Consider the following 21607-nt stretch of genomic DNA (forward strand, 5'->3'; position numbering starts at 1 on the left):
CAAACGTTGAGGAGGAAACCATGAAAAAAACCACCAAACTGCTCGCTCCGCTTGTTCTCATTCCTGCTCTTGCCTTGAGCTCCTGCGCTGATGAAGCGCAGGAACAGATGAACGAGTCTGACTCTGGGGATAACACCCTGACCGTTTACACCTCAGAACCGCAAGAGAAAATCGACGAGATCATTGATGCCTTTGCGGAGGTTAATCCCGACGCAGAAATTGACGTGTTCCGTGCTGGCACGGGTGAGCTGAAGACTCGTGTGGCCAGCGAAAAAGAAACCGGCGAGATTCAAGCCGATGTCATTTTGGCAGCGGATGTGCCCACTTTCGAAGATTACGCCGCAGAAGGTGATCTTGCCGAGCTGAATTTGGAGAACACCGATTCGCTTGATGACTCCTACGTCGATGAAGACAACTACTGGGTCGGGACCCGACTCATTCCGACCATTATTGCTGTCAATACAGACGTTATTTCCGAAGAGGATGAACCGAGCTTATGGCAGGACCTCACCAATTCGGACTATGAAGGTCAAATAGCGATGCCCAACCCGGACGTATCTGGTGCCGCCGCATTCAACACGGCGGTTTGGCGTTCGAGTGATGAGCTAGGAGATCAATGGCTCGAGGACTTGGTCGCCAATGATCCCACCATCTTGGAATCCAATGGTCCCGTAGGACAGGCCGTGGGTGAAGGGACCACCGGCCTTGGCATCGTGGTGGATTACGTCATTCGCGACCTGGCTGATCAAGGTTCGCCGGTAAAAGTCGTATACCCGGAAGATGGCGCACCTTATGTGTCACAGCCGGCGGGTGTGTTTGCTGATAGTGACAACCAGGAACTGGCTAATCAGTTCGTGGATTTCTTGATCTCCGAAGACGGACAGCAGATGGCTGTTGAACAGTCCTACCTTCCGGTTCGTGATGACGTGGGGGTTCCTGAGGGGGCTCCGGAGCTGGCAGATCTTAATCTGATGAATCCTGATTTGGAAGAAATTGCGGCTGAACAGGATGAAGCCGTGTCCTATTTCAATGGATTGCTGAAGTAAGGTGAGTCAGCTGGCTAGCACCGCGGGTAACGTGGCTCCGAGAACTCGCACAGGACGTGCCGATGGCTTGTTCATCATGCGATGGGCAGTTGTTCTGGCCCTGGTACTCATTGTTGTTGTTCCGCTGGTTGCGCTGATCAAGGTGGGAATTGATCCCACAGCTTTGACGGTTTTTTCCGACCCCGCGGTGCTAGAAGCGCTCACGAATTCGGTGGTCTCAGCTACCATCTCCGCGATGATCGCGACCACGCTGGGGGTGATCTTCGCCATAGTCTTAGACCGGTTGATCATCCCCGGCGCCCAACTCATTCGTTGGTTGTTGCTTATTCCCTTTTTGATTCCGCCCTTCATCGGCGCGATGGCATGGATGGCGCTCTTAGGGGTCAACGGTCCTGTCAACCGGATCTTGGAACAGATGGGTCTCGAGGCGAATCTCAGCATCTTCGGTGGATCCGGCGTGATCCTCCTACTCACCATTCACTCCTATCCCACGGCTTTTCTCGTGGTCTCGACGGCGTTGCGTCGGGTCCCCGGCAACCTTGAGGAAGCCGCAAGAATCTCAGGTGCCTCGACGTTCAAGGTCATGACCACCGTGACTCTGCCACTGATGCGACCTGGGATCGTTGCCGCCTTGATCCTCACCTTGGTGGCGAATCTTTCCGACTTTGGTATCCCCGCTTTGATTGGTCTGCCGGAGGGTTATACCACGCTCACCACGCTGGTATACCGCTACCTCGCCTCGGCAACCATTTCGAATCCTCTTCCAGCAGCCTCGGCGATCGGAATGGTGCTTCTGGTCGTCGCGCTCGTAACCATCCTCGCGCAACGTCGCATGCCGACAGCCTCACAGCTATCCGATACAGCCGTAGCGCAGAAAGCCCATCCAGGCCGGGGCATGCAATACCTGCTCAGCGCGACACTGTGGGCATGGATCGTGCTTATCTGTATCGTCCCTATGGTTGCGCTGAGCGTGCAAGCTCTACTGCCGGCCCCGGGAGTCCCCTTGATCTGGGAGAACCTGACGTTTGACAATTTTGGTTCCGCTCTCACCTCCCGCGGGGCCGTTCAGGGCCTCCAGAATTCGCTGATGTTGGCCGGTTCCGCGGCCGTGATTTGTGGGGTGCTGGGGTTGTTGGTTGGGATCGTGCTGACCAGATCTCGATCCCGACTCAACCCTGCGATCGACGTGCTCGCAACGTTGCCTCAGGCCTTGCCCGGACTGGTGATCGCGGTGGGATGGTTGCTCATTGCCCCGATGCTCAAGATCTTCAATACCCCGTGGGTGATTCTCGGCGCGTATGTCATGGCTTTCATAGCCCTCGTTGTCCAGCAGGTCCGCGCACCGTTGGCCACCATTTCGTCCTCTTTGGAAGAATCTGCTCAGATTTCGGGAGCTACTCATGCCCGAGCGGTGCTGGACATCACTGCCAGAATGGTGACTCCCGCGGTGATCACCGGCATCATCGTTGTATTCTTTACTGCAGTTCGAGAACCCACCATTTCCATTCTGTTGGTTGCACCGGGATCGCAAACGCTGGGTGTCACCATATTCAACCTGCAACAAGCCGGTAACTACAACGCGGCCTCGGCGCTGGCGGTGGTGGTTGCTCTGGTCGGCATGATCGGGCTGTCCTTTGCCGGGTGGTTGGGTTCCCGTCGTGCCAGCTGATGTCTCTCGTTCTTTGTTCTTCCTGGTCTTGCTTCGCCTTTACGTTCGAAAGATGATTGCTTCTTATGTCTGATATCAGCATTTCGCAACTCAACCACAGCTATAACAGTGCCACCCCGGAATCACAGCTAGCTCTTCAAGATATTTCGCTTAACATCGCCGATGGAGAATTTATCGCCCTGGTCGGGCCCTCCGGATCCGGTAAAACCACCTTGTTGCGCACACTGGCAGGGTTTATCCGTCCGCTGAGTGGGCGGATAACGTTGGGTGGACGGACCCTGTTTGCTTCCGATATCTGGGTACCACCACATCGACGTCAACTGGGTATGGTATTCCAAGACCACGCGGTATGGCCTCATATGAGCGTCAGCGAGAATGTGGCGTATCCTCTCAAACGTGCCGGACTGCGCTCAGCAGAAATTTCGGCGCGGGTCGAGAAAATACTCGAACACGTGGGACTGGTGGAGTTCGCTCAGCGCAAGCCCACACAGTTGTCCGGAGGACAGCGACAACGAGTTGCATTGGCCCGCGCAATCGTCGCAGAGCCTTCAGCACTTTTGCTTGATGAAGCGTTGTCGGCCTTAGACGAGCCGCTTCGCGCTCGGCTTCGCCTGGAACTTCGCAGGCTCACCACCGAGCAAGGTCTCACCGCGGTGCACGTGACCCACGACCGCTCTGAAGCACTAGCGATTGCCGACCGTGTGGTGGTGATGGATCAGGGCCGAATTGTCCAAGTTGGTACCGCAAGCCAGATGACGGCCAGTCCCGCGTCAAGTTTTGTGGCTGGCTTTCTTAATGATGCGACGCTTTTTCCAGGAAGTATCTCATCGGGTCGGTTCTATCCGGATCACCCGGGGGTGAACTTGTACACTGCTGGCACGGATCATGCTCCCGCGAAGGTCAGTTTCGTTGATGACGTGCAGACTGGTGCCGGCAGGCAACGAGCCATCGCTAGCGTCGACCCCTACCATATTCGCCTGGAGTCGGTGTCTCAGCCCGACGGAGACGATGTGCGGGTGGCGCGAGTCACCTCGATCTTGCAGGGGCGCGATCGGACCGAAACCGCGCTCGAATGGGGAGACACGGAGGTGCGTGTTTTTGGCGACCCGAATCAACCGGTTCGGCAACCGGGCGAACTGGTCCAGCCCGTGATTCAATCCGCACACGTATACTTGAACTAAATCAATCCAGCGAACAGGATCTCTTGCGTGCACGACCAAGACCGCCCTCAGCCAGGTGCTACCTGGTATCTCGTCCGCCACGGTCAAACTGATTGGAATAAGGCCGGCCGGATGCAGGGACGCACCGACATTCCGCTCAATGACACCGGTCGCGCCCAAGCGGTTTTGGCAGCTGAGGAACTGGCAAATCTGCGTCCCACGGCGGTAATTAGCTCGCCACTGTCTCGGGCACAAGAAACCGCACAGATTATCGCCACCCGGATCGGGGGAGTCGAGGTCCACATCGAACCTGGGCTGATTGAACGATCCTACGGCAGTGCGGAAGGCCGGGATGTACGGGGATTGTCCGATGAGCAACGTCAGGCTCTGATGGACGGTGGCGAACCACGTGCGCAGGCGGGGCGACGTGGGGTGCGGGCACTGCGTGAGCTTAAAACCCGCTACGGCGACGCCCCGGTGGTCATCATCAGTCACGGGGCACTGATCCGAGTCATGCTCGAGCAACTCACTGGGGAACCACATCCCCGAATCGCTAACGCCGAAATTAGGGCGATTGACTCTCGACTGGTGTGATCACCACCGCAGCATTGTGGCCACCAAAACCGAAGCTGGGAGCCAACACCGCCGAGGGTTGCCAATGTTGTGTGGATGTCACCACCTGAATCTGATCAGAAAAATCTGGGTGCTGAAGATTCCGGGTGCCCGGAATGAGCCCGGCACGAATAGACTCAACCGCCATGGCCACCTGCAAAGCACCGGATCCGCCCATCAAGTGACCGGTCACCGACTTGAGTGCGGTGACCGGCACACCGGGAAGGCACGCGCCAAAAATTCGTGATAAAGCAGCTACTTCGGCAGCATCCCCACGGGGAGTGGAGGTAGCGTGAGCGCTGATCTGTCCGATCTGGTACGGTTCGAGACCGGCATCCGCTAGAGCATCAGCGATCGTCTGTCCGGCCCAGCGACCGGTGGGGTCTGCCGCGGTGGGATGAAAACTATCCTGGCCCATCCCGCCTCCGGCCAACAGCGCCAGGGGACGGGCCGGGTCGGCTTCCAGGAGTAATGCCACCGCGCCGGAAGCCATCACGAACCCATCGCGTGCGGCATCGAAAGGTCGGCAGATCTGATCCGGATTTGCATTCTTGCTCAGCGCCCCAACCAATGCATTACCGGTCAGATTCACCGGATTCACCGCGTCTTCATAGCCGATTACCAGCACGCGGCGGGCATAACCGTGGCGTATCCGGCGCAAAGCGGTCACGAGCGCGATCGTGGAGGACGCGCACGTGGCACTCACCGCTTCGGTCCCGCCATGACTGCCATAGCGTTGGGCGGCCAGTGTGGCCACCGTATCGGGGGAGGCCGTTAGGACCGCTGGGATCGCGGGCGCTCGCGAGACGCCGGAGGTGATGGCTTCGACCGCGCGGTGAATTGTTGTCACCGGTCCGTTGGCGCTGGCGGCAATAATGTCCCCGCCAAAAAAAGGTTCATCGGATGTGGGGGTGCCGGAATACCCCAGGGCCTGATCGGCTGCACAGATTGCCATCACCACAGCCTGATCCACCCGGTTCGATAACGGTGGGTCAAAGATGTCGGTGGCATCGATCGGCTCAGCTGTGGCAGCTACGCGGACACCGGTTTGCTGTACGAGAGACTCCGGCAGGGGGCTGAACAGATGGTGCCCGTCAGTTACAGAATGCCAGAGCCTAGCGGTCCCGTGCCCAGCTGCGCTCACCGCGCCCATCCCGGTGATGCCAACCTGGTGGATACTCATAACCGGTGGGCCTTTCCCTCATCAATGAGTTGGGTGAGGCGTCGGCGTTGAATTTTCTCTGAGCTGGTCCGTGGGAAACGGGCGATGGAGTACCAGCGCCGTGGTCGGAAGGGCTCCGGGATGTTGTCGCGGGCGAGGGCCACCAATTCGGATTTTGTGGGCGCCTGTGGAGTTTCGATCACCCCGGCGATGATCACGCCCAGACGTGGATCGGGCAAACCGACGGTGGCTGTTGCCCCCGTGACCAGGGGGCCAAGAGCTTGAGCCAGCCTGTCATCGGCCTCGACGAGGCTGATGGTGTTGGCCCCGGTGGTGACGATCTCGTCGCCACGGCCAGCTAACTGAATCCACCGATCCTGCACCATCCCCCAGTCACCCACGGTGCGCCAACCGAATTCGTCGCTGAGTTGGGCAGGGGAATTGAGATACCGTGCTGACGCCGACGGGGCGCGAAACCACAGCTGCCCCAGACAGTTTTCGGCCAAGACCCGGTTGGTGGTGTCTCGGACCTGGGCAGTGACGTGGTCATAGAGGCGTAACCGGTTGGAATAGCTGATCCCGTAGGGATCCGGTGTGGAATCGGCAATGAATCCGATTTCTCCGGTGCCAAAGTAGTTGATCAGTTTTGCGCGCGGCACTTTCTCCGCGACCCGGTCGCGTAATGCTTGAGGGACTGCCGAGCCTCCGGTGACCAGTACCTGAAGATTCCCTAGCCGTTCGGTCTGATTCCCGGCGGCCTCCAGAATGCCCAGCAAGACGGCCGGTGCCGCCACGACGCGGGTGATTGGCCAGTGGGTGAAGGCTGCGGTCATGTGCCGAAAATGCGCCCGGCCGGTCACCACGCAGGTTTCACCAGCGCCCAGTGCCTCGACCACCGCGTAGAGGATGAGGCTATACGACAACGTTCCGGGGGCCAGTGTTGTGTGACCTGCTACCTGGAGTCGTTGGTGCGAGGCCCGGTAATTGGCCCGGTACTCGCCCCGGGTTTTGATAAATGCTTTGGGTTGTCCCGTCGTCCCCGAGGAAAACAACACGAGATAGGGATCTGCATCCTGCAGAACCGTGGTGTCTTTGGGATCCACGTCTGGTGCTAGCAGCAGTTGCGGGCCGAGCACCGTTCCAGGAAAGCCGTGGGTACGAAGATACTGGGAGAAAGTCTGGTCATCGGTGACTACCACAGTGATACCGGCAGAGGAGATATTGCCCCACAGCTGGTCGTGCCAGTCCCTTGGATTCAGCACGCTGAGCACCACCGGGCCCATACTGAGCTCGGCAAAGAGACGTACGGTGGTCAACGCATCGTGCAGACACAACGCCACGACCGGGTAACCGGCAAGATCCTGGTGAGGGCTGTCCGGGGTTTCCCGCGCCACCTGCTGGAGTCGTGACGCTGTGGTGCGGGATGAGCTCAGCAGCTCACCGTAGGTAATGTATTGACCCTGGTCATCGGCGAGGGCGATGCGCTCGGGGGTCTCGATTGCGCGGGCCAGAACTGATTGTACAAAGGGCATAGTCGACACCCCCTTACCACTTCACCACGGATTGGATAGGCCGTGCCGGAGACTGTCCCGGCGTTCCTTGCTATTTAAACACATCGCTCAGGCGAGGTTGAAGTGGTCGAAGCTAGTGCGCTCATGGTAGAATGCAACAGTTGCCCAGGCGAGGGAGCAGACTTGCTCCGTTATCGACGAGGCTGATGAGATCACCGTTGCCAGCTGTCTTCATGCTCGGCGTATCACAGATTCTCTTTGTTCCTGCCTGGTCGTGATGAGCACTAGCTCGTGAGTATTAACAGGAGGACTCATTATGGCGATTGATACCGTCAACATCAATGTCGAATTTCGCACCGATACTGGCAAGGGTGCTTCCCGCCAGGCGCGCCGCGAAGGCAAAATCCCGGCCGTCATTTACGGTCACGGTTCAGAGCCGCGCCACATTCTGATGCCTGAGTACGACACCTTCATGGCTTTGCGGACCCCCAACCAGTTGCTGAAACTCACCGCTGACGGTGAAGAGATCATGGCACTGGCCAAAGATATTCAGCGCAACCCGCTGAAAGAAAAGATCGAGCACGTTGACCTGCTGATCGTGCGTCGCGGTGAAAAGGTGGTTGTTGACGTGCCCGTTGAGGTCGAAGGCGAAGTGGCACCTGGCTTCACCTACTTCTTGGAAGAAGCCTCCCTGCCGATCGAAGCCGACGCGCTGGACCTGCCGGATTCTGTCACCATCTCGGTAGAAGGACGTGAAGGTGGCAACCACGTGCTGGCTTCCGACGTGCAGCTGCCGGCTGGCACCTCGTTGCAACTGGAAGATGACGCTGTGATCGCTACCGTCGACGAGATCGTCGAGCAGGACCTGGGTGAAGAGCCCGAAGCAGGTACTGAGGGAGACGAAGCCGCTTCTGGCGACGAGGCCAACAGCCAGGGCTCTGAAAACAGCGACGACTAAGTGTCTCGTCACGGAGATATATGGTGCCGATGCGTTTAGGCAGAAGCTCAGCGTCCACCACCAGCCCCTGGCTGGTGGTGGGACTGGGCAACCCCGGCGACAAATACCACAGCACTCGGCACAATATTGGTCACATGGTGGCCGATGAGCTCGTCGAACGCTATGGCGGAAGCTTCCGGGCTCATAAAACACAGAACGCGTTGGCCACCCTGCGGCTGGGACAAACTCGAGAGAAAGTCCTGGTGGCCAAACCAGCTACCTACATGAATCTCTCTGGTGGTCCCGTCAAAGCGTTGACCACTTTCTTTAAAGTGCCACTGGACCAGCTCATTGTGGTCCACGACGAGCTCGATATCGATTTCGATCGCCTGCGCATCAAACGCGGTGGGGGAGATGGCGGTCATAACGGACTGAAATCCATCACGCAGTGTATAGGCGATAAAAACTATTACCGCGTTCGGGCCGGAATCGGACGGCCCCCCGGAGCCATGGACGTATCCAGCTACGTGCTCAAGCCTTTCAATTCCACTCAACGCCAGGTGCTACCGTTGCATGTATCCACAGCAGCTGATGCTGTCGAAAGTCTCATTACTGACGGCTTGACTCCCACACAAAACCGTTTCCACTAGCCTTGGGCCCACCTGTCTGCTAGGACCGAGAACTGTTTGATATCTCACCATCTGTGACGGACCTCTGAGATAGTAACTGTACCGAACGGTTGGTAGAGTTTTGGGGGTGATGACTCGTCTTCAAGCTGAAACCTCAACGCCCGGTCAGCGTTGGGCCTTTTTGGCCATCATCTCCGCCGCACTATTTTTGGTGGGTGCTGATAACTCGGTCCTCTATACCGCATTACCGGTACTGCGCGATGAGCTCGGCACCAGTGAACTGCAAGGTCTCTGGATCATCAATGCCTACCCCCTGGTACTATCAGGGCTGTTACTGGGCACCGGCACACTCGGAGATAAAATCGGTCATCGGCTCATGTTCTTACTGGGCGTCAGTATCTTCGGTGCCGGTTCCTTGCTGGCGGCCTTCTCGCCCAACGCCTGCACGCTGATTGTCGCCCGGGCAATCCTCGGCGTGGGAGCTGCCACCATGATGCCAGCGAGTCTCGCACTCGTGCGGCTAACATTCCGTGACGTTAAAGAACGCAACGTCGCAGTGGCCATCTGGGGGTCGGTGGCGGTCGTGGGCGCCGCATCCGGTCCGGTGCTGGGTGGTTTACTCCTGGAGTTCTTCTGGTGGGGCTCGGTGTTTTTGCTCAACGTCCCCATCGTCATCATCACGGTGATTGCCACCATCGCGGTTGCCCCACCGAACGTGGCACACCCAGAACGGCATTGGGATCTGGTGTCATCGCTGTTGATGATGTTTGCTATGGCGGGGTTCGTGATGAGCATTAAAGAACTAGCCAATCCTCAGCGGAATGCCTGGGTGCTATCGATCGCTCTTGTCATTGCCGTGATTGGTGTTGTGTTGTTTTGGCTTCGCCAGCGCTTGCTCACCCACCCGCTGTTGGAATTGTCGATTTTCCGTGACCCAGTCTTCACCGGCGGCACGCTGACCGCGGTGTTGATCATGGTGGCGCTTTCCGGCGTGGAACTTATGACCACCCAGCGGTTCCAGACCGCTGGCGGTCTCACCCCCTTGCAAGCCGGCGCAATGGTGGCTGCCGTGGCTCTGCCGGCGATTCCTACCGCGTTATTAGGTGGCTCGGTACTCCACAGGGTCGGTTTCCGTCCGCTGATTACCGGCGGGTTCCTGCTTATCGTGGTGGGACTGGGAGTGAGTATGTGGACGTTCACCCTCGATGTGGTGCCCTTGTTCCTGGGCAGTATGATCCTGGTGGGTCTAGGTGGTGGCCTGGCAACCTCGGTCTCGTCGACTGCCATCCTAGGATCGGCACCCCCGTCCAAGGCGGGGATGGCCTCCTCTGTGGAAGCGGTTTCCTACGAGTTCGGCACCTTGGTTGCGGTGGCCGTTTTTGGCTCGGTGATGCCCCTGCTCTACAGCATGAACGCCCCAGCACCGGTAGCCGCAGACGTGGACCACGGGGTCGATCACCCAATGTATGGCGAGCAAGCCGTTGCCGCCTACGATCAGGCCTATCTCAGCATTTTGGGCATAGTAGCGACCGTGGGCCTCATTGGTGCCCTGGTGACCGCCTGGTGTTTCCGAGGCAACCCGAAGGAAGCTGATGCGACCGAGTAAGAAAACCAAAATCATCCGCACCGCTATTGACCTCATTGAGGCCGGAAGCCTGGATTCGGTGTCTTATGATGCGTTGGCCCAATCCTCCGGGCTGTCGAAATCCGGGATCATCTACCATTTTCCCTCCCGCGAGGAAATGATGCGCGCGGTGCATCAGTATATGGCGGATCAGTGGGAAGCCGAACTCGAAGCAGCCGGGGGTGGCCCCGCCGAGCAACTCACGGGGTCCCAGCGCCTGCGCGCCGTCGTGGTATCTCTGCGACGCAGTGCCACCAAAACCGAACTCCTGTTGGAAATTGATGGCCGCTCGAACCCGGAACTGGCCGCTATCTGGCAAGCGGTGGATCAACGTTGGGTCCCCTCCCCGGCGGAGATCGACAGCGCCGGGACTTTGGGGCTCGAGCGTTTCCTCGTGTTGTTAATGGCCGACGGGCTGTGGCTTCACGACTACGTCCACGAGGATCGGCTCAGCGAATCCCAGCGGGAAGCGTTGGTGGACCACGTCCTGGCCAAGATCGATCAAACCGCCACGGACGAACGACCAGACCGCTGAGCTAGTGCTCGGCCAGCCACGCATCGATGGCGCGTGCTTGTGTGGCGATAACCTTTGACACCTGGGGCTCGAGCGTGGAAACCAGTGCGGACCCGATGAACGGGATATGGCACTGTAGATTTCCTTCAACCGCATAATCCGTGTCGCTGGTACTGGTTGCTGACAGGGTCTGGGTGACGGTGCTTTCAGCACGGGCGATGGGGATGAGAATCCTCAGCAATGCTGTCCGCGAGTCGTTTTCAGCTGGTCTAGACCAGACCACTTCCTGCCGAATTTCCACACCGTCTGTGACCAAGCTTCGCAGCGCATGGGGAACCTTATGCTGGATGGCCTCGCCGGAGAGATGAGGAATTATCGTCACCTTCACCCGCCCGTCATCGCCGTCAGCCACCTGAAACTCGGTGAGGGTCGCCCCGACCTGCTCGGTGGCGTGTCGATGAAAATCGTGTGAGGTCAGCGCCTGAAAGACGTGTGCTACGGGGTGATGCACGGTGATGTTTTCCGCAAAAGCCATGATCGGTGCTGGTCCTCTCCGCAGGAGACTTTTGGTTCACTCACGGCGTGAGGAAAGGTGAACCGGGTAGTCTAAATCTGGGCGCCACAATGATGGCGCTGAACCCATTTAACCACGCTGAAGGAAGACCATCCCGTGTCCGAGCATTCACCCTTAGCACCGCTGTTGCCCGCGCTGTCTGAAGATCGCGGATTAGCCACAGCGTTATCGAGCTTGGCCGCCCACGACGAGCCCACCCCAGACCTGGGACTCCACCTGCCTGATGGGGCCCGACCTGCGGCCACCGCGTTGATTTCAGGCGCCGTGAGTGACCTGGCGACTCAACGCAACGGCGACACCCCAGTGCACCCGGTGGTGCTGGTGATGACCGCTACCCACCGTGAGGCCGAGGAACTACGCTCAGCCGTGACCTCGTGGATGGATGCTGACACTGTCGGGCTGTTTCCCTCCTGGGAGACCTTGCCTCATGAGCGACTCTCGCCACGTTCGGATACGGTCGGTGAACGGCTGGCGATCTTGCGCCGCCTGGCTCACCCACAGGATGCCGGGCAGGCCCCGCTGAAAGTGCTCTTCGCCCCGATCCGTTCGATCCTGCAACCGGTGGTCAAAGGACTCGGCGACTTAACGCCGGTGGTGATCAACACCGGTGAATTCTACGAGTTTGAGTCCGTGGTCGCTGCGTTGGCTCATGCCGCCTACTCTCGGGTGGATATGGTTACCAAGCGCGGTGAATTTGCGGTACGTGGTGGGATCATTGACGTCTTCCCGCCCACCGAAGACCACCCACAACGCATCGAGTTCTTCGGCGATGAAGTCGAGGAAATCCGCTGGTTCTCGGTGGCAGACCAGCGCTCCTTGGAAGACACCAGTAATGACGGCTCGGCCACCCCCACCAGTGTGTATGCGCCACCGTGCCGAGAACTGTTGCTCACCGACGCCGTGCGCGAAAAAGCCCGTGCGCTACAAGCCTCCATGCCGCAAGCCGTCGATATGCTGGAACGCATCTCGCAAGGCCAGGCCACCGAGGGCATGGAATCGCTGGCGCCGTTGGTGACCGAGATGGTTGACTTCCTAGACCTGTTGCCGGCTGGATCGTTGAGCCTGCTGATTGAACCGGAGAAAATTCGAGCCCGGGCCGAGGACCTGTTGGCCACCAACGAAGAATTCCTGCAGGCGGCCTGGGCGGCTGCTGCCGACGGGGTGGCAGCACCGCTGGATACCTCTCAAACCGAACAGTCTCAGTTTGGGGGATTCGCCACGCTAGCGGAGACCCGGGCCAAGGCGCTGGAGAATCATCAGGGCTGGTGGCAATTCGCTGTGTTGGGTGCTGACCCCGATTTAATCGCTGATGAGCAGAGCTACCGGACCGGATTCCGGCCCTCTGCAGAATTCTCCGGAGACGTGGAGGCCATGCTAGAGCATATGCGCACCCGGATTTCTCAGGACTTCACTGTCGCGGTGGCCACCGACAGCTCCGGTTCGGCTCGGCGCGTGGCCGAGTTGCTTGTCCAAGCCGGTATGAGCGCCTCGGTGGTCGAGGAAGTGGCCGCAGAATTGCCCGGCCAAGTTCAGATCACGCCAGCAGCTATTAACGCCGGTTTCGTGGCGGAAGCAGAAAAAATCGCGGTGGTATCTGAACGTGACTTATTTGCACGTCGTGCGATTGCCGGATCCGAACGCGGCAAACGTCGTTCCCTCGCCCGGAAAAAGCGCAACGCGGTCGATCCTCTCGAACTGCGCGAAGGCGACTACGTTGTTCACGCTCAGCACGGCATTGCCAAATTCATTGAACTACAACGTCGCAAAGTCTCCACAGCACCATCTGGAGTTGCCGCCCAAGATGGTTATCGGGAATACCTGGTGTTGGAATACGCTCCCTCCAAACGCGGTGCTCCCGGAGATCGGCTGTTTGTGCCCACCGACCAGCTGGACCAAGTCTCGCAGTACGTGGGAGGAGAGACTCCCAGCTTGTCGAAAATGGGCGGCTCTGACTGGGCTCAGACGAAGTCCAAAGCCCGGCGGGCGACCCGCGAAATCGCCAATGAGCTGATCCGGCTCTACTCGGCACGCATGGCCTCTCGAGGGTACTCGTTCTCGGCCGATACGCCGTGGCAGAGAGAACTCGAAGAATCCTTCCCCTTTATCGAAACGCCCGACCAGCTGACTGCAATCGATGAAGTCAAGCACGATATGCAGTCGCAGGTTCCGATGGACCGGCTGATTTCCGGGGATGTAGGCTTCGGCAAAACCGAGGTCGCCGTTCGCGCAGCGTTCAAGGCGGTTCAAGACGGCAAACAGGTGGCGGTGCTGGTGCCCACCACGCTGTTGGCTCGCCAACACCATGAAACCTTTACCGAGCGTTTCGCCGGCTTTCCCATCACCGTCCGGCCTCTTTCACGTTTTCAAACCGGCAAACAGGCTAGAGACACCATCAACGGTGTCGCCGACGGGAGCGTCGATGTGGTGATCGGTACTCACCGGCTGTTGGCCGACCAGGTGCAGTTCAAAGATCTCGGCCTGGTGATTGTCGATGAGGAACAGCGCTTCGGCGTGGAACACAAGGAACAGCTGAAGAAACTTCGCACCAATGTCGATGTGTTGGCCATGTCGGCGACCCCGATCCCGCGCACCCTGGAGATGTCGATGACCGGGATTCGGGAAACTTCGACGCTGGCCACCGCCCCGGAGGAACGCCACCCGGTGCTGACCACGGTCGGTCCCTATACCGACCAACAGGTGATTGCCGCGATACGGCGGGAGATGATGCGCGAAGGGCAGGTTTTCTATGTCCACAACCGGGTCACCTCGATCAATAAGGTAGCCGCCCACATTCAGCAGCTGGTGCCCGAAGCCCGTGTCGCGGTGGCTCACGGCAAAATGGCTGAGTCCACCTTGGAAGAGATCATGGTTAAATTCTGGGAGAAAGAGTTCGACGTGCTGGTCTCGACCACCATCATTGAAACCGGGCTCGACATTGCCAACGCCAACACGTTGATCATTGAAGATGCCCACCGCTACGGGCTCTCCCAGCTGCACCAGTTGCGCGGACGCGTGGGACGTGGTCGAGAGCGGGCCTACGCTTATTTCCTCTACGATCCACATAAACCACTGACCGAGACTGCTCTGGAACGACTGCGGGCGGTGGCCACCCATAACGAGTTGGGATCGGGTCTGAAACTGGCCCAGAAAGACCTGGAAATTCGTGGGGCCGGCAATCTGTTGGGTGGGGAACAGTCCGGCCACATCGCCGGGGTGGGATTCGACCTCTATATCCGCATGGTCGGGGAAGCTGTGGCCGATTTCAAGGGCGAAGACGATCCTTCGCCGGTGGAGGTCAAGGTCGAGCTACCGGTCAACGCGCACCTGCCGCATGATTATGTCCCCGGCGAACGGCTACGTTTGGAGGCGTATCGAAACCTGGCCCAGGCCCACGATGACCAGGCTATCGAGGCGGTGATCGACGAACTCAAGGACCGCTACGGGGACCTACCAGAACCGGCTGAGAACTTGGTCGCGGTGGCTCGATTGCGCAATGTCGCGCGTGGACACGGGATCTCCGAGATCATGTCGATGGGCAGGAACATCAAGTTCGGGCCTGTGGAAGAGCTCCCCGAGTCACGTGTGATGCGCCTGAACAGGATGTATCCAGGTTCGAGTCTCAAACCGGCTTTGAAAGCCGTAATGGTGCCCCGGCCCAAGGACGCTCAGACGGTGGTCGGTAAGGACCTCACCGACCAACCACTGTTGCAGTGGGCCAGTGAGCTGGTGCGCAATATCTTCCCTCAGGTGGCCAAGAACTTACCGGAAGAAGGTGGATCATCGCAGGAGTCCGGTGTGGCTGAGGGTAGTTAGTGTTGGTACTCGCCAGGCTGGAGGATGCGACGCCAGAAAGGTTTCATCGGAACCCCAGCTAAGGGGCGGGACAGTGGTGAATAGATGATCAGCAAGCCGAGTGCCCAGCTGGTAAGTACGGTGAGGATAAAGCGCTGATGCAGGTTATCGACACCCAGCCGGGCGAACTCCATGATCAGCCAGCCATGGGCCAGCACCACCACGGTCCCGGTTCGGACTAGTTGCTGTATCACCGGGCGGGCGGGTTGGACCAGAACGTTGACCCAGGTGCCGAAGATCATCACCATGCCACAGACCATCAGCACCCCGACCACCGGGGTCACCAGGAACAGACCGAATCCAGCGAATTTGATGTTGTGCGGTGGCACGCCCATCAGCACCGCGGCCATGCCGATCAGCACGAGGCCAAGACCGAGGAAACCCAGCGTGGTGGAGTCGAAGGGCGTGGTCGTTGATTTGGCTTTGATCCCCGGAAAATCGCTGAGTCGCGGCAGGATGTGATAGCGGAAGGCTTCACCGCACAGGATGTAGAACATACACGGTATAGCGAGTCCGATGCCCAAGGGCAAGATCACGCCCAACTGGTAGTCCTCGGGCAAGACCGCAGCGGCGACAAAGCCCAGGATGGCCACCGTCCAGGCCACCCAGGTGGGGAATCGTTCGAGGAACCGACGGATAAGTACGGCAAAAAAGAGCACCGAGATAAACCAGAAGGCCCACCACGGCGGGTCTTGCTGCGACCCGCCATACCAGCCGTAGAAGAGTGCTTCGAGGAATTCTTCCCAGGTGTCGTTGAACAGCCATGCCACGACCGACATCAGCACCGCCCAGATCAAATAGGGCACGCCCAGAGTGAGCCACCGGTTTTTCAGTTCGGTGGTGAAGGGCCGGCCGGGGGTGAAGAAGAAACCGGACAGGAAGAAGAACAGCGGCATCCGCCAGATTTCCAGATAACTTTTGAAGGTGAAAGCATCCCCGTAGATGTGTCCGACGACCACCGCGACGATCGAGACGATTCTTAACAGGTCGATCCCCACATTGCGACCGATGGTCCCGGTGAGATGGCGCCGAGTGGCGACGTCACCGGCGGGGTAGGTGGGAGTGGCCATGGTGCGCTGAAGGGGCTTCTCTTCTCGGTCGTGGAACAGCTGTTGGCTGATCGGCTGGCTGGTGTCCGTCCCAGTCTAGCTAACCGAAGACCTCGGTGACGAGGTCTTCGGTGTGCGCATTCCGGTCAACAGACGGGCCCACCAGTAGCGGGGTGCCAGGCGGCACAGCAGAGTTCCGACAGCGAAACAGATCACCACAGTCAGCAGGAAACGCAGGTGGAGGTTGCCCAGGTCCCAGCGGTCTAGTTGCAACAGCACGATCCCGTGCAGGAGCACGACAACGGTTCCGGCACGGGCGAGCTGATATACCCAGTGGCGCATGGGCGGTATAGCTCGGATGAGACGGTCTCCCCAGGTGGCGCTGAGCAAGATGAAACCGGCAGAGATGGTGATCCCGGTAAGCGGGGTGACCAGAAACAAACCGAAGTCTGAGGACTGGATGGAATGGGTGGGAACCCCCAGGGCGGTGGCGATGAAGCCGGCGACGACCAGGTCCGACCCGATCAGCGCATAGGGCGTACTTGGGCGCTCAGTGCCGATGGTTGCTTGCAAGCGGGTGTGCACCAGCATGTGCAAGGCACGTCCGCAGAGGATGTAGAACAAGACCGGCAAACACAATCCCACCGAGAATGGGGTACGCGCTAGGAGCTCGTCGTCGAGAATGTCAGACAGCACGAGTCCGCTCAGTGCCACGGCCCAGGGAACCCAGGCTGGGAGATGTTGCAGGCACCGGTAGAGCAGCACGGTGGCGGTCAACACCGACAGAAACCAGAATGCCATCCAGATAATGGTCTGGTCGACTCCGCCATACCAGCCCATGATGAGTAGCTCCGTGAGATGTTTGGGGTCGTGATACCACCAGATCACGGTCACCACCGAGCAGATGACTGACCACCAAAAATAGGGGACGAGAAGAGTGGTGAATCGTGTATTTGTTTCCGCGCGCAGTGACTTTCCCGGGGTCAAGAAATATCCGGAGAGCACGAAGAACAGCGGCATGCGCCACATCGACAAAAACTCGCGGTGCTCTATGGTAGCACCATAGGTGTGGCCGAAGATTACCGCGATCAGGCACAGCACTCTCAGAGCATCGACGCCGACGATCCGCGGTCGCTTCACAGTCGCGGTGTTGGTGTTCGGGGGTGCTGTTGTCATCATGGTGGGGGTCAGACGGCGGTGGGTAAACAATAGCCCGGGCCGTTGTGGGCCCGGGCATGCAGTCATTGAAAACGAAGGTCGCCACCGTCGGAACGGTGCGCGTGGTTAGTACTGCTCGGGGTCGTGACGAAGGTTCTTGGGATCGTGAATGTGATCGTGATCAACCGTATCGGAGCGACCGACAATGGCCTTGGGGATCAGGAAGGTGATCACCATCAGCACCAGCGCGGTGATGCCCGGGAGCCACACAGCGTTGACGTAGTCGGTGCTGTGCTCCCAGAAACTCAGGGCGAACATGGTTCCCAGCAGGAGTACGAACACCACGGCGAACAGGATAATATTGCCGGTGCCGAATCCGCGACCAGAGTGGTCGGTTGGTTTGCCGTTACGAATCACGGGTCTACCTCATCTTTCACAGCTACAGAAGCCTCTGTAGCCAAGCGTGGGTGCGAGTCGAATATGCTTAGTTACGTTCTAGGATAGCAAGAGTTGCGGAACAGCCCAGCCTGTTAGCCCCTGCATGAAGCATCTGAAGGGCAGATTGCCGGGTTTTAATGCCACCGGAGGCCTTCACCCCCAGCCGGTCGGAGACTGCCTGCCGCATCACGGTGACAGCTTGGCGGGTGGCTGGACCGTAGCCGAATCCGGTGGAGGTTTTGACAAAATCGGCGTGGGCTTCCTCGACGGCCTGGCAGGCCCGGGTGAGCAGGTTGGTGGAGAGGTTGCCGTCGGGGCCGGTCAGCGCCCCGATTTCGACAATGACTTTCACCAGCGCAGAATCGTTGATGGACTTGGTGGCCTCGACCACCTGGGCAATATCGGCGATGACGGTGTGATCGTCCCCGGCATGCAACGCGCCCAGATTGATGACCATATCGATCTCTGTGGCCCCGGCAGCGACAGCTTGTTGAGCTTCGGTGGCTTTCGCCCAGGTCGTGGTGGCGCCCAAGGGAAACCCGACCACGCTACACACCGCGACCGGTGAGTCCTCGAGCTGGGTCACCGCGGTCGGGACCCAGAATGGATTCACGCACACCGAGGCGGTGCGGTGGGCGGCAGCCTGGTCACACAGGGCGGCAATGTGTTCGGCGGTGGCGGTGGCCGTCAACAACGTATGATCGATCAACCCCGCCAACTCGGCGGTGGAGAGGGTGTCAATCTGTTCGGTGGTCAGGGCGGCGGTGGGGGATTCAACAACAGTCATCGTTTGGGTGCTTACCGTTCGGGGTTTAGGGGTTGGGTCAAAAACGTTTCGGCATCCGCTTCAAGCCGTGCTAACAGGTCCGCAAGCCGTGAGGCGGCAGCGGTCTTGTCGGGGGTCTCGGTGGGCCGTTGTGGTGGCAGGTGAACTTCCAGATAGCACTTCAGCTTCGGTTCGGTCCCGGAGGGACGGACCTGGACCGACAGGTGTGCAGCCGGAACCTCGGGGTGGGCGGGGTCGGCTTCGGCGCTGAGAGACACCAACTCGGTGGGGTGTAATCCTTGGGCGGAGGCGGTGGCCGGATCGGCGTAGTCAACCAGCGTGGTGGGGCCGATACCGGCTAAGGAGGCTGGTGGGTGCTGGCGCAGGTGCGCCATGATCTGAGGGATCACGCTGAGATCATCCAGCCGCAACGACAGCTGGCTACTGAGCCCGGACCCCACGAGGGCCTGCAACTGCTCACGATACTCCCACAGGCTCGATCCTTGGGATTTCAGTGCCGCGGCTAGTTCGCAGATTAACAGTCCGGCGCTGAGTCCGTCTTTATCGCGGACCACCTCGGGGGCAACACAGTAGCCCAGGGCTTCTTCGAAACCGAATTTCAGATGGGGCACGCGCGAGATCCATTTGAAACCGGTCAGTGTTGGAATGCATTCAGCCCCCGGGTAGTGGCCGGCCAGCCGGGCTAACGCGGGGCTGGAGACCACCGAGCGGGCCAGCACCTGCGGGTTGGTGGTTGTCGCGTGGGAGCCTGAGCGAGCTAAGAACAACGACCCGAGGATTAAACCGAGATCATTGCCGGAGAGTCGTTGCCAAGTGCCGTTCGGGGAACTGGGGCTCGGGATGGCAACGGCCAGTCGGTCCGCGTCGGGATCGTGGGCGATGATCAGATCGGTCTCCGGTTCCCGATTGGCGGTGCTCAGCGCCAGATCCAGAACACCGTGTTCTTCCGGATTGGGGAAGACCACCGTGGGGAAGTCGGGGTCGGGATCGATCTGTTCGGCTACTGGCCGGAGTGGCCCGTACCCGAAACGGCGCATCATCTCCGGGAACACCACCCCGCCCACTCCGTGCATCGGCGTATACACCACCCGCAGTGACGCCCGAGCCCCGATGGCCTGGTCTGCGGTGAATTCCGTGAGTGGAGACCGCGGTTGCAACGAGTCGGCGAGCGCGAGCCGGTAGCGTTCGGCCACCTCGTCGACGTCCAGAGACTCCACGCCAGCGGCTTGCATGACCGGGATCTGGTCGGCAGTGTGCCAGTGGTTGATGCGCTCGGCGATCTCGGTATCGATTGGGGCAATGATCTGGGCTCCGGTGCCCCATTGGTCACTGAGCCGTCCGCCGAGGTAGACCTTATAGCCGTTATCGGTGGCCGGGTTGTGGCTGGCGGTGACCATAATGCCCACATCGGCGGCGAGCTCCCGGACGGCGAAGGCGAGCAGCGGGGTGGGACACCACGTTCTGAAAAGGTAGGTTTGGCACCCAGCGGCTTGGAACACGGCTGCAGAATCTTCGGCAAAGCTCAACGAGCCGTAGCGGGCGTCGAAACCGATCACCACCCGCGGCGGGCGAGAGTCCTCCGTCAGCCGGGACTGTGCCCAATCGCTGATGCCGGCTGCGCTACGCCGGACGACGACACGGTTCATACGGTTCAGACCCGGACCTTCGGCAGCCCGCAGACCAGCGGTGCCGAAACGAAGGGGCCCGGCAAAACGGTCGGCCAGGGTGGCATAGTCGTGGCGGTTGAGTTCTTCGTGCAGGATCTCGTGGTGTCGCGGGTCGGGGTCGATCTGGCACCAATCCTCGACCAGGCGAACGAGTTGGTCGGGGTCAACGGGGTTATGTGTGGTCATAGCTTGTCGATGATCGAGGCGAGTAAGTGGGAAATGCGTGTCTGGGCGGCACGGCCGGCCTCGATCACTTCGTGATGGGAGAGCGGGTGCTGGCTGATGCCGGCAGCCTGGTTGGTTACCAATGACATCCCGAAGACTTCAAGCCCGGCATGCCGGGCTGCAATGGCGTCTAATGCAGTCGACATACCGACCAGGTCTCCACCGAGGAGCTTGGCCATGCGTACCTCGGCGGGAGTTTCGTATTGCGGGCCGGGGAACTGGACATAAACTCCCTGTGGCAAGGAGGGATCCACGCTGCGGGCGATCTCACGGATGCGAGGCGAGTACAGATCGGTGAGATCAACGAACTCCGGGCCCAGGAGGGGAGTAGCGCCGGTGAGGTTTAGATGGTCGCTGATCAGCACCGGTTCTCCGGGCGGTAACGCCTCGTTGACGCTGCCAGATCCGTTGGTGAGCACCACCAGCTCAGCTCCGGTAGCGGCAGCGGTACGCACCGTGTGTGCTACCGCGTTCACATCGCGGTGTTCGTAGTAATGGGTGCGAGATCCGAACACCAGCACGTGGTCAGTGACCGTACCCTCGGCGGAGCTCCGGGCAATGGAAGACACGGTGGAGCCGTGTCCGGCCACAGACGCAGAAGTGAAACCCGGAATATCACCGGTGGGCAACTCGGTCTGACGGTCACCGAGCAGATCGGTCGCCCCGGACCAGCCAGAGCCCAGTACGACCGCGATGCGGTGTTGTGCTACCCCGGTCGTCTCGGCGATATAGCGGCCGGCTTGGCGGGCTAGATCGAACCCCGGATGGTCACCGGACAGCCCCATGGACTCCGCAGTAGGCTCAGAAATGTCATTGTCAGTCACGTCTGTCATCCTAGCGAGAACGGCCCCAGCCAGCCTAGCTGTCGACGAGACTCATAGAAAGTCCCCGCGTAGGCAGGGGCCGTGCCTCAGGTAGTTTTCCCCGCGAAATGTCTTTACCGGTGGGCTGGGGTGGGGCGACGATGGGGTATGACGCATAAGGATGTTTCGA

General features: G+C 59.6%; 18 protein-coding genes. 9 read left to right on the forward strand and 9 right to left on the reverse strand.

What is annotated here, in order from left to right; genetic code table 11:
• The first annotated feature begins 20 nt into the window (after positions 1-20).
• The 4 genes from DYI20_RS11240 (at position 21) to DYI20_RS11255 (ending at position 4469) form a co-directional block, all read left to right on the forward strand.
• Positions 21-1046, forward strand: coding sequence for an ABC transporter substrate-binding protein (locus tag DYI20_RS11240; protein ID WP_110110377.1), 1026 nt, complete (start codon positions 21-23; stop codon positions 1044-1046).
• A 76-nt stretch (positions 1047-1122) separates the two neighbouring features.
• Positions 1123-2715, forward strand: a complete 1593-nt coding sequence (locus tag DYI20_RS11245) for an ABC transporter permease (RefSeq protein ID WP_122549516.1) — start codon at positions 1123-1125, stop codon at positions 2713-2715.
• 65 nt (positions 2716-2780) lie between these two features.
• Positions 2781-3896 carry an ABC transporter ATP-binding protein gene (locus DYI20_RS11250; RefSeq protein ID WP_122549505.1) on the forward strand — a complete coding sequence of 372 codons (1116 nt, stop codon included), beginning with the start codon at positions 2781-2783 and terminating at the stop codon, positions 3894-3896.
• 27 nt (positions 3897-3923) lie between these two features.
• Positions 3924-4469, forward strand: coding sequence for a histidine phosphatase family protein (locus tag DYI20_RS11255; protein WP_122549506.1), 546 nt, complete (start codon positions 3924-3926; stop codon positions 4467-4469).
• Here DYI20_RS11255 and DYI20_RS11260 read toward each other — a convergent pair.
• Together DYI20_RS11260 and DYI20_RS11265 are read right to left on the reverse strand one after the other, a co-directional pair.
• A complete protein-coding gene (locus tag DYI20_RS11260) occupies positions 4441-5670 on the reverse strand; it encodes a beta-ketoacyl-[acyl-carrier-protein] synthase family protein (protein WP_122549508.1) in 1230 nt (409 codons plus the stop codon). The genes DYI20_RS11255 and DYI20_RS11260 overlap by 29 nt on opposite strands.
• Complete coding sequence (locus tag DYI20_RS11265; protein ID WP_122549509.1) at positions 5667-7181, reverse strand: class I adenylate-forming enzyme family protein; 1515 nt, start codon at positions 7179-7181, stop codon at positions 5667-5669. The genes DYI20_RS11260 and DYI20_RS11265 overlap by 4 nt, the downstream gene beginning before the upstream one ends.
• A gap of 295 nt (positions 7182-7476) precedes the next feature.
• Between DYI20_RS11265 and DYI20_RS11270 the strand changes: the two genes are divergently transcribed.
• The 4 genes from DYI20_RS11270 to DYI20_RS11285 all read left to right on the forward strand — a co-directional run bounded on the left by DYI20_RS11270 (position 7477) and on the right by DYI20_RS11285 (position 10885).
• Positions 7477-8118 (forward strand): 50S ribosomal protein L25/general stress protein Ctc, encoded by a 642-nt coding sequence (locus tag DYI20_RS11270; protein ID WP_110123077.1) that lies wholly within the window; start codon positions 7477-7479, stop codon positions 8116-8118.
• Between the two features lie 29 nt (positions 8119-8147).
• Positions 8148-8747 (forward strand): aminoacyl-tRNA hydrolase, encoded by a 600-nt coding sequence (gene pth / locus DYI20_RS11275; protein WP_110123078.1) that lies wholly within the window; start codon positions 8148-8150, stop codon positions 8745-8747.
• A gap of 109 nt (positions 8748-8856) precedes the next feature.
• Positions 8857-10332: an MFS transporter gene (locus DYI20_RS11280; RefSeq protein ID WP_110123079.1), complete on the forward strand. Its 1476-nt coding sequence runs from the start codon at positions 8857-8859 to the stop codon at positions 10330-10332.
• Positions 10319-10885, forward strand: coding sequence for a TetR/AcrR family transcriptional regulator (locus tag DYI20_RS11285; RefSeq protein ID WP_122549510.1), 567 nt, complete (start codon positions 10319-10321; stop codon positions 10883-10885). The genes DYI20_RS11280 and DYI20_RS11285 overlap by 14 nt, the downstream gene beginning before the upstream one ends.
• A gap of 1 nt (position 10886) precedes the next feature.
• Here DYI20_RS11285 and DYI20_RS11290 read toward each other — a convergent pair whose 3' ends face one another.
• The gene (locus DYI20_RS11290) at positions 10887-11399 is read right to left on the reverse strand and encodes a DUF2505 domain-containing protein (protein ID WP_110101119.1); all 513 of its coding nucleotides are present in this window, start codon (positions 11397-11399) and stop codon (positions 10887-10889) included.
• A gap of 135 nt (positions 11400-11534) precedes the next feature.
• Between DYI20_RS11290 and mfd the strand changes: the two genes are divergently transcribed.
• The gene (gene mfd / locus DYI20_RS11295) at positions 11535-15251 is read left to right on the forward strand and encodes a transcription-repair coupling factor (protein WP_244924686.1); all 3717 of its coding nucleotides are present in this window, start codon (positions 11535-11537) and stop codon (positions 15249-15251) included.
• Here the strand turns inward: mfd and DYI20_RS11300 are convergent.
• From DYI20_RS11300 to DYI20_RS11325, 6 genes are all read right to left on the reverse strand, one after another.
• A complete protein-coding gene (locus tag DYI20_RS11300; protein ID WP_122549511.1) occupies positions 15248-16360 on the reverse strand; it encodes an acyltransferase family protein in 1113 nt (370 codons plus the stop codon). The two genes, mfd and DYI20_RS11300, sit on opposite strands and share 4 nt — an antisense overlap.
• Positions 16361-16435: 75 nt before the next feature.
• Positions 16436-17584, reverse strand: a complete 1149-nt coding sequence (locus tag DYI20_RS11305; RefSeq protein ID WP_122549512.1) for an acyltransferase family protein — start codon at positions 17582-17584, stop codon at positions 16436-16438.
• Between the two features lie 39 nt (positions 17585-17623).
• The gene (locus DYI20_RS11310; RefSeq protein WP_110101116.1) at positions 17624-17914 is read right to left on the reverse strand and encodes a hypothetical protein; all 291 of its coding nucleotides are present in this window, start codon (positions 17912-17914) and stop codon (positions 17624-17626) included.
• A 67-nt stretch (positions 17915-17981) separates the two neighbouring features.
• The gene (deoC, locus tag DYI20_RS11315) at positions 17982-18722 is read right to left on the reverse strand and encodes a deoxyribose-phosphate aldolase (RefSeq protein ID WP_110101115.1); all 741 of its coding nucleotides are present in this window, start codon (positions 18720-18722) and stop codon (positions 17982-17984) included.
• 11 nt (positions 18723-18733) lie between these two features.
• A complete protein-coding gene (locus DYI20_RS11320; protein WP_122549513.1) occupies positions 18734-20575 on the reverse strand; it encodes a phospho-sugar mutase in 1842 nt (613 codons plus the stop codon).
• Positions 20572-21447 (reverse strand): purine-nucleoside phosphorylase, encoded by an 876-nt coding sequence (locus DYI20_RS11325; RefSeq protein ID WP_122549514.1) that lies wholly within the window; start codon positions 21445-21447, stop codon positions 20572-20574. Before DYI20_RS11325 ends, DYI20_RS11320 begins: the two co-directional genes overlap by 4 nt.
• Positions 21448-21607 lie beyond the last annotated feature (160 nt).

This window comes from Auritidibacter ignavus (assembly GCF_003703835.1).
Taxonomy (GTDB): Bacteria; Actinomycetota; Actinomycetes; order Actinomycetales; family Micrococcaceae; genus Auritidibacter; species Auritidibacter ignavus.

Bases quoted from the DNA above. Each gene is read 5' to 3' on its own strand.
- DYI20_RS11240 (WP_110110377.1), top strand. From the start codon at position 21: ATGAAAAAAACCACCAAACTGCTCGCTCCGCTTGTTCTCATTCCTGCT.
- DYI20_RS11245 (WP_122549516.1), top strand. From the start codon at position 1,123: ATGCGATGGGCAGTTGTTCTGGCCCTGGTACTCATTGTTGTTGTTCCG.
- DYI20_RS11250 (WP_122549505.1), top strand. From the start codon at position 2,781: ATGTCTGATATCAGCATTTCGCAACTCAACCACAGCTATAACAGTGCC.
- DYI20_RS11260 (WP_122549508.1), bottom strand. From the start codon at position 5,670: ATGAGTATCCACCAGGTTGGCATCACCGGGATGGGCGCGGTGAGCGCA.
- DYI20_RS11265 (WP_122549509.1), bottom strand. From the start codon at position 7,181: ATGCCCTTTGTACAATCAGTTCTGGCCCGCGCAATCGAGACCCCCGAG.
- DYI20_RS11270 (WP_110123077.1), top strand. From the start codon at position 7,477: ATGGCGATTGATACCGTCAACATCAATGTCGAATTTCGCACCGATACT.
- pth (WP_110123078.1), top strand. From the start codon at position 8,148: ATGCGTTTAGGCAGAAGCTCAGCGTCCACCACCAGCCCCTGGCTGGTG.
- DYI20_RS11280 (WP_110123079.1), top strand. From the start codon at position 8,857: ATGACTCGTCTTCAAGCTGAAACCTCAACGCCCGGTCAGCGTTGGGCC.
- DYI20_RS11285 (WP_122549510.1), top strand. From the start codon at position 10,319: ATGCGACCGAGTAAGAAAACCAAAATCATCCGCACCGCTATTGACCTC.
- DYI20_RS11290 (WP_110101119.1), bottom strand. From the start codon at position 11,399: ATGGCTTTTGCGGAAAACATCACCGTGCATCACCCCGTAGCACACGTC.
- DYI20_RS11300 (WP_122549511.1), bottom strand. From the start codon at position 16,360: ATGGCCACTCCCACCTACCCCGCCGGTGACGTCGCCACTCGGCGCCAT.
- DYI20_RS11305 (WP_122549512.1), bottom strand. From the start codon at position 17,584: ATGACTGCATGCCCGGGCCCACAACGGCCCGGGCTATTGTTTACCCAC.
- deoC (WP_110101115.1), bottom strand. From the start codon at position 18,722: ATGACTGTTGTTGAATCCCCCACCGCCGCCCTGACCACCGAACAGATT.
- DYI20_RS11320 (WP_122549513.1), bottom strand. From the start codon at position 20,575: ATGACCACACATAACCCCGTTGACCCCGACCAACTCGTTCGCCTGGTC.
- DYI20_RS11325 (WP_122549514.1), bottom strand. From the start codon at position 21,447: ATGACAGACGTGACTGACAATGACATTTCTGAGCCTACTGCGGAGTCC.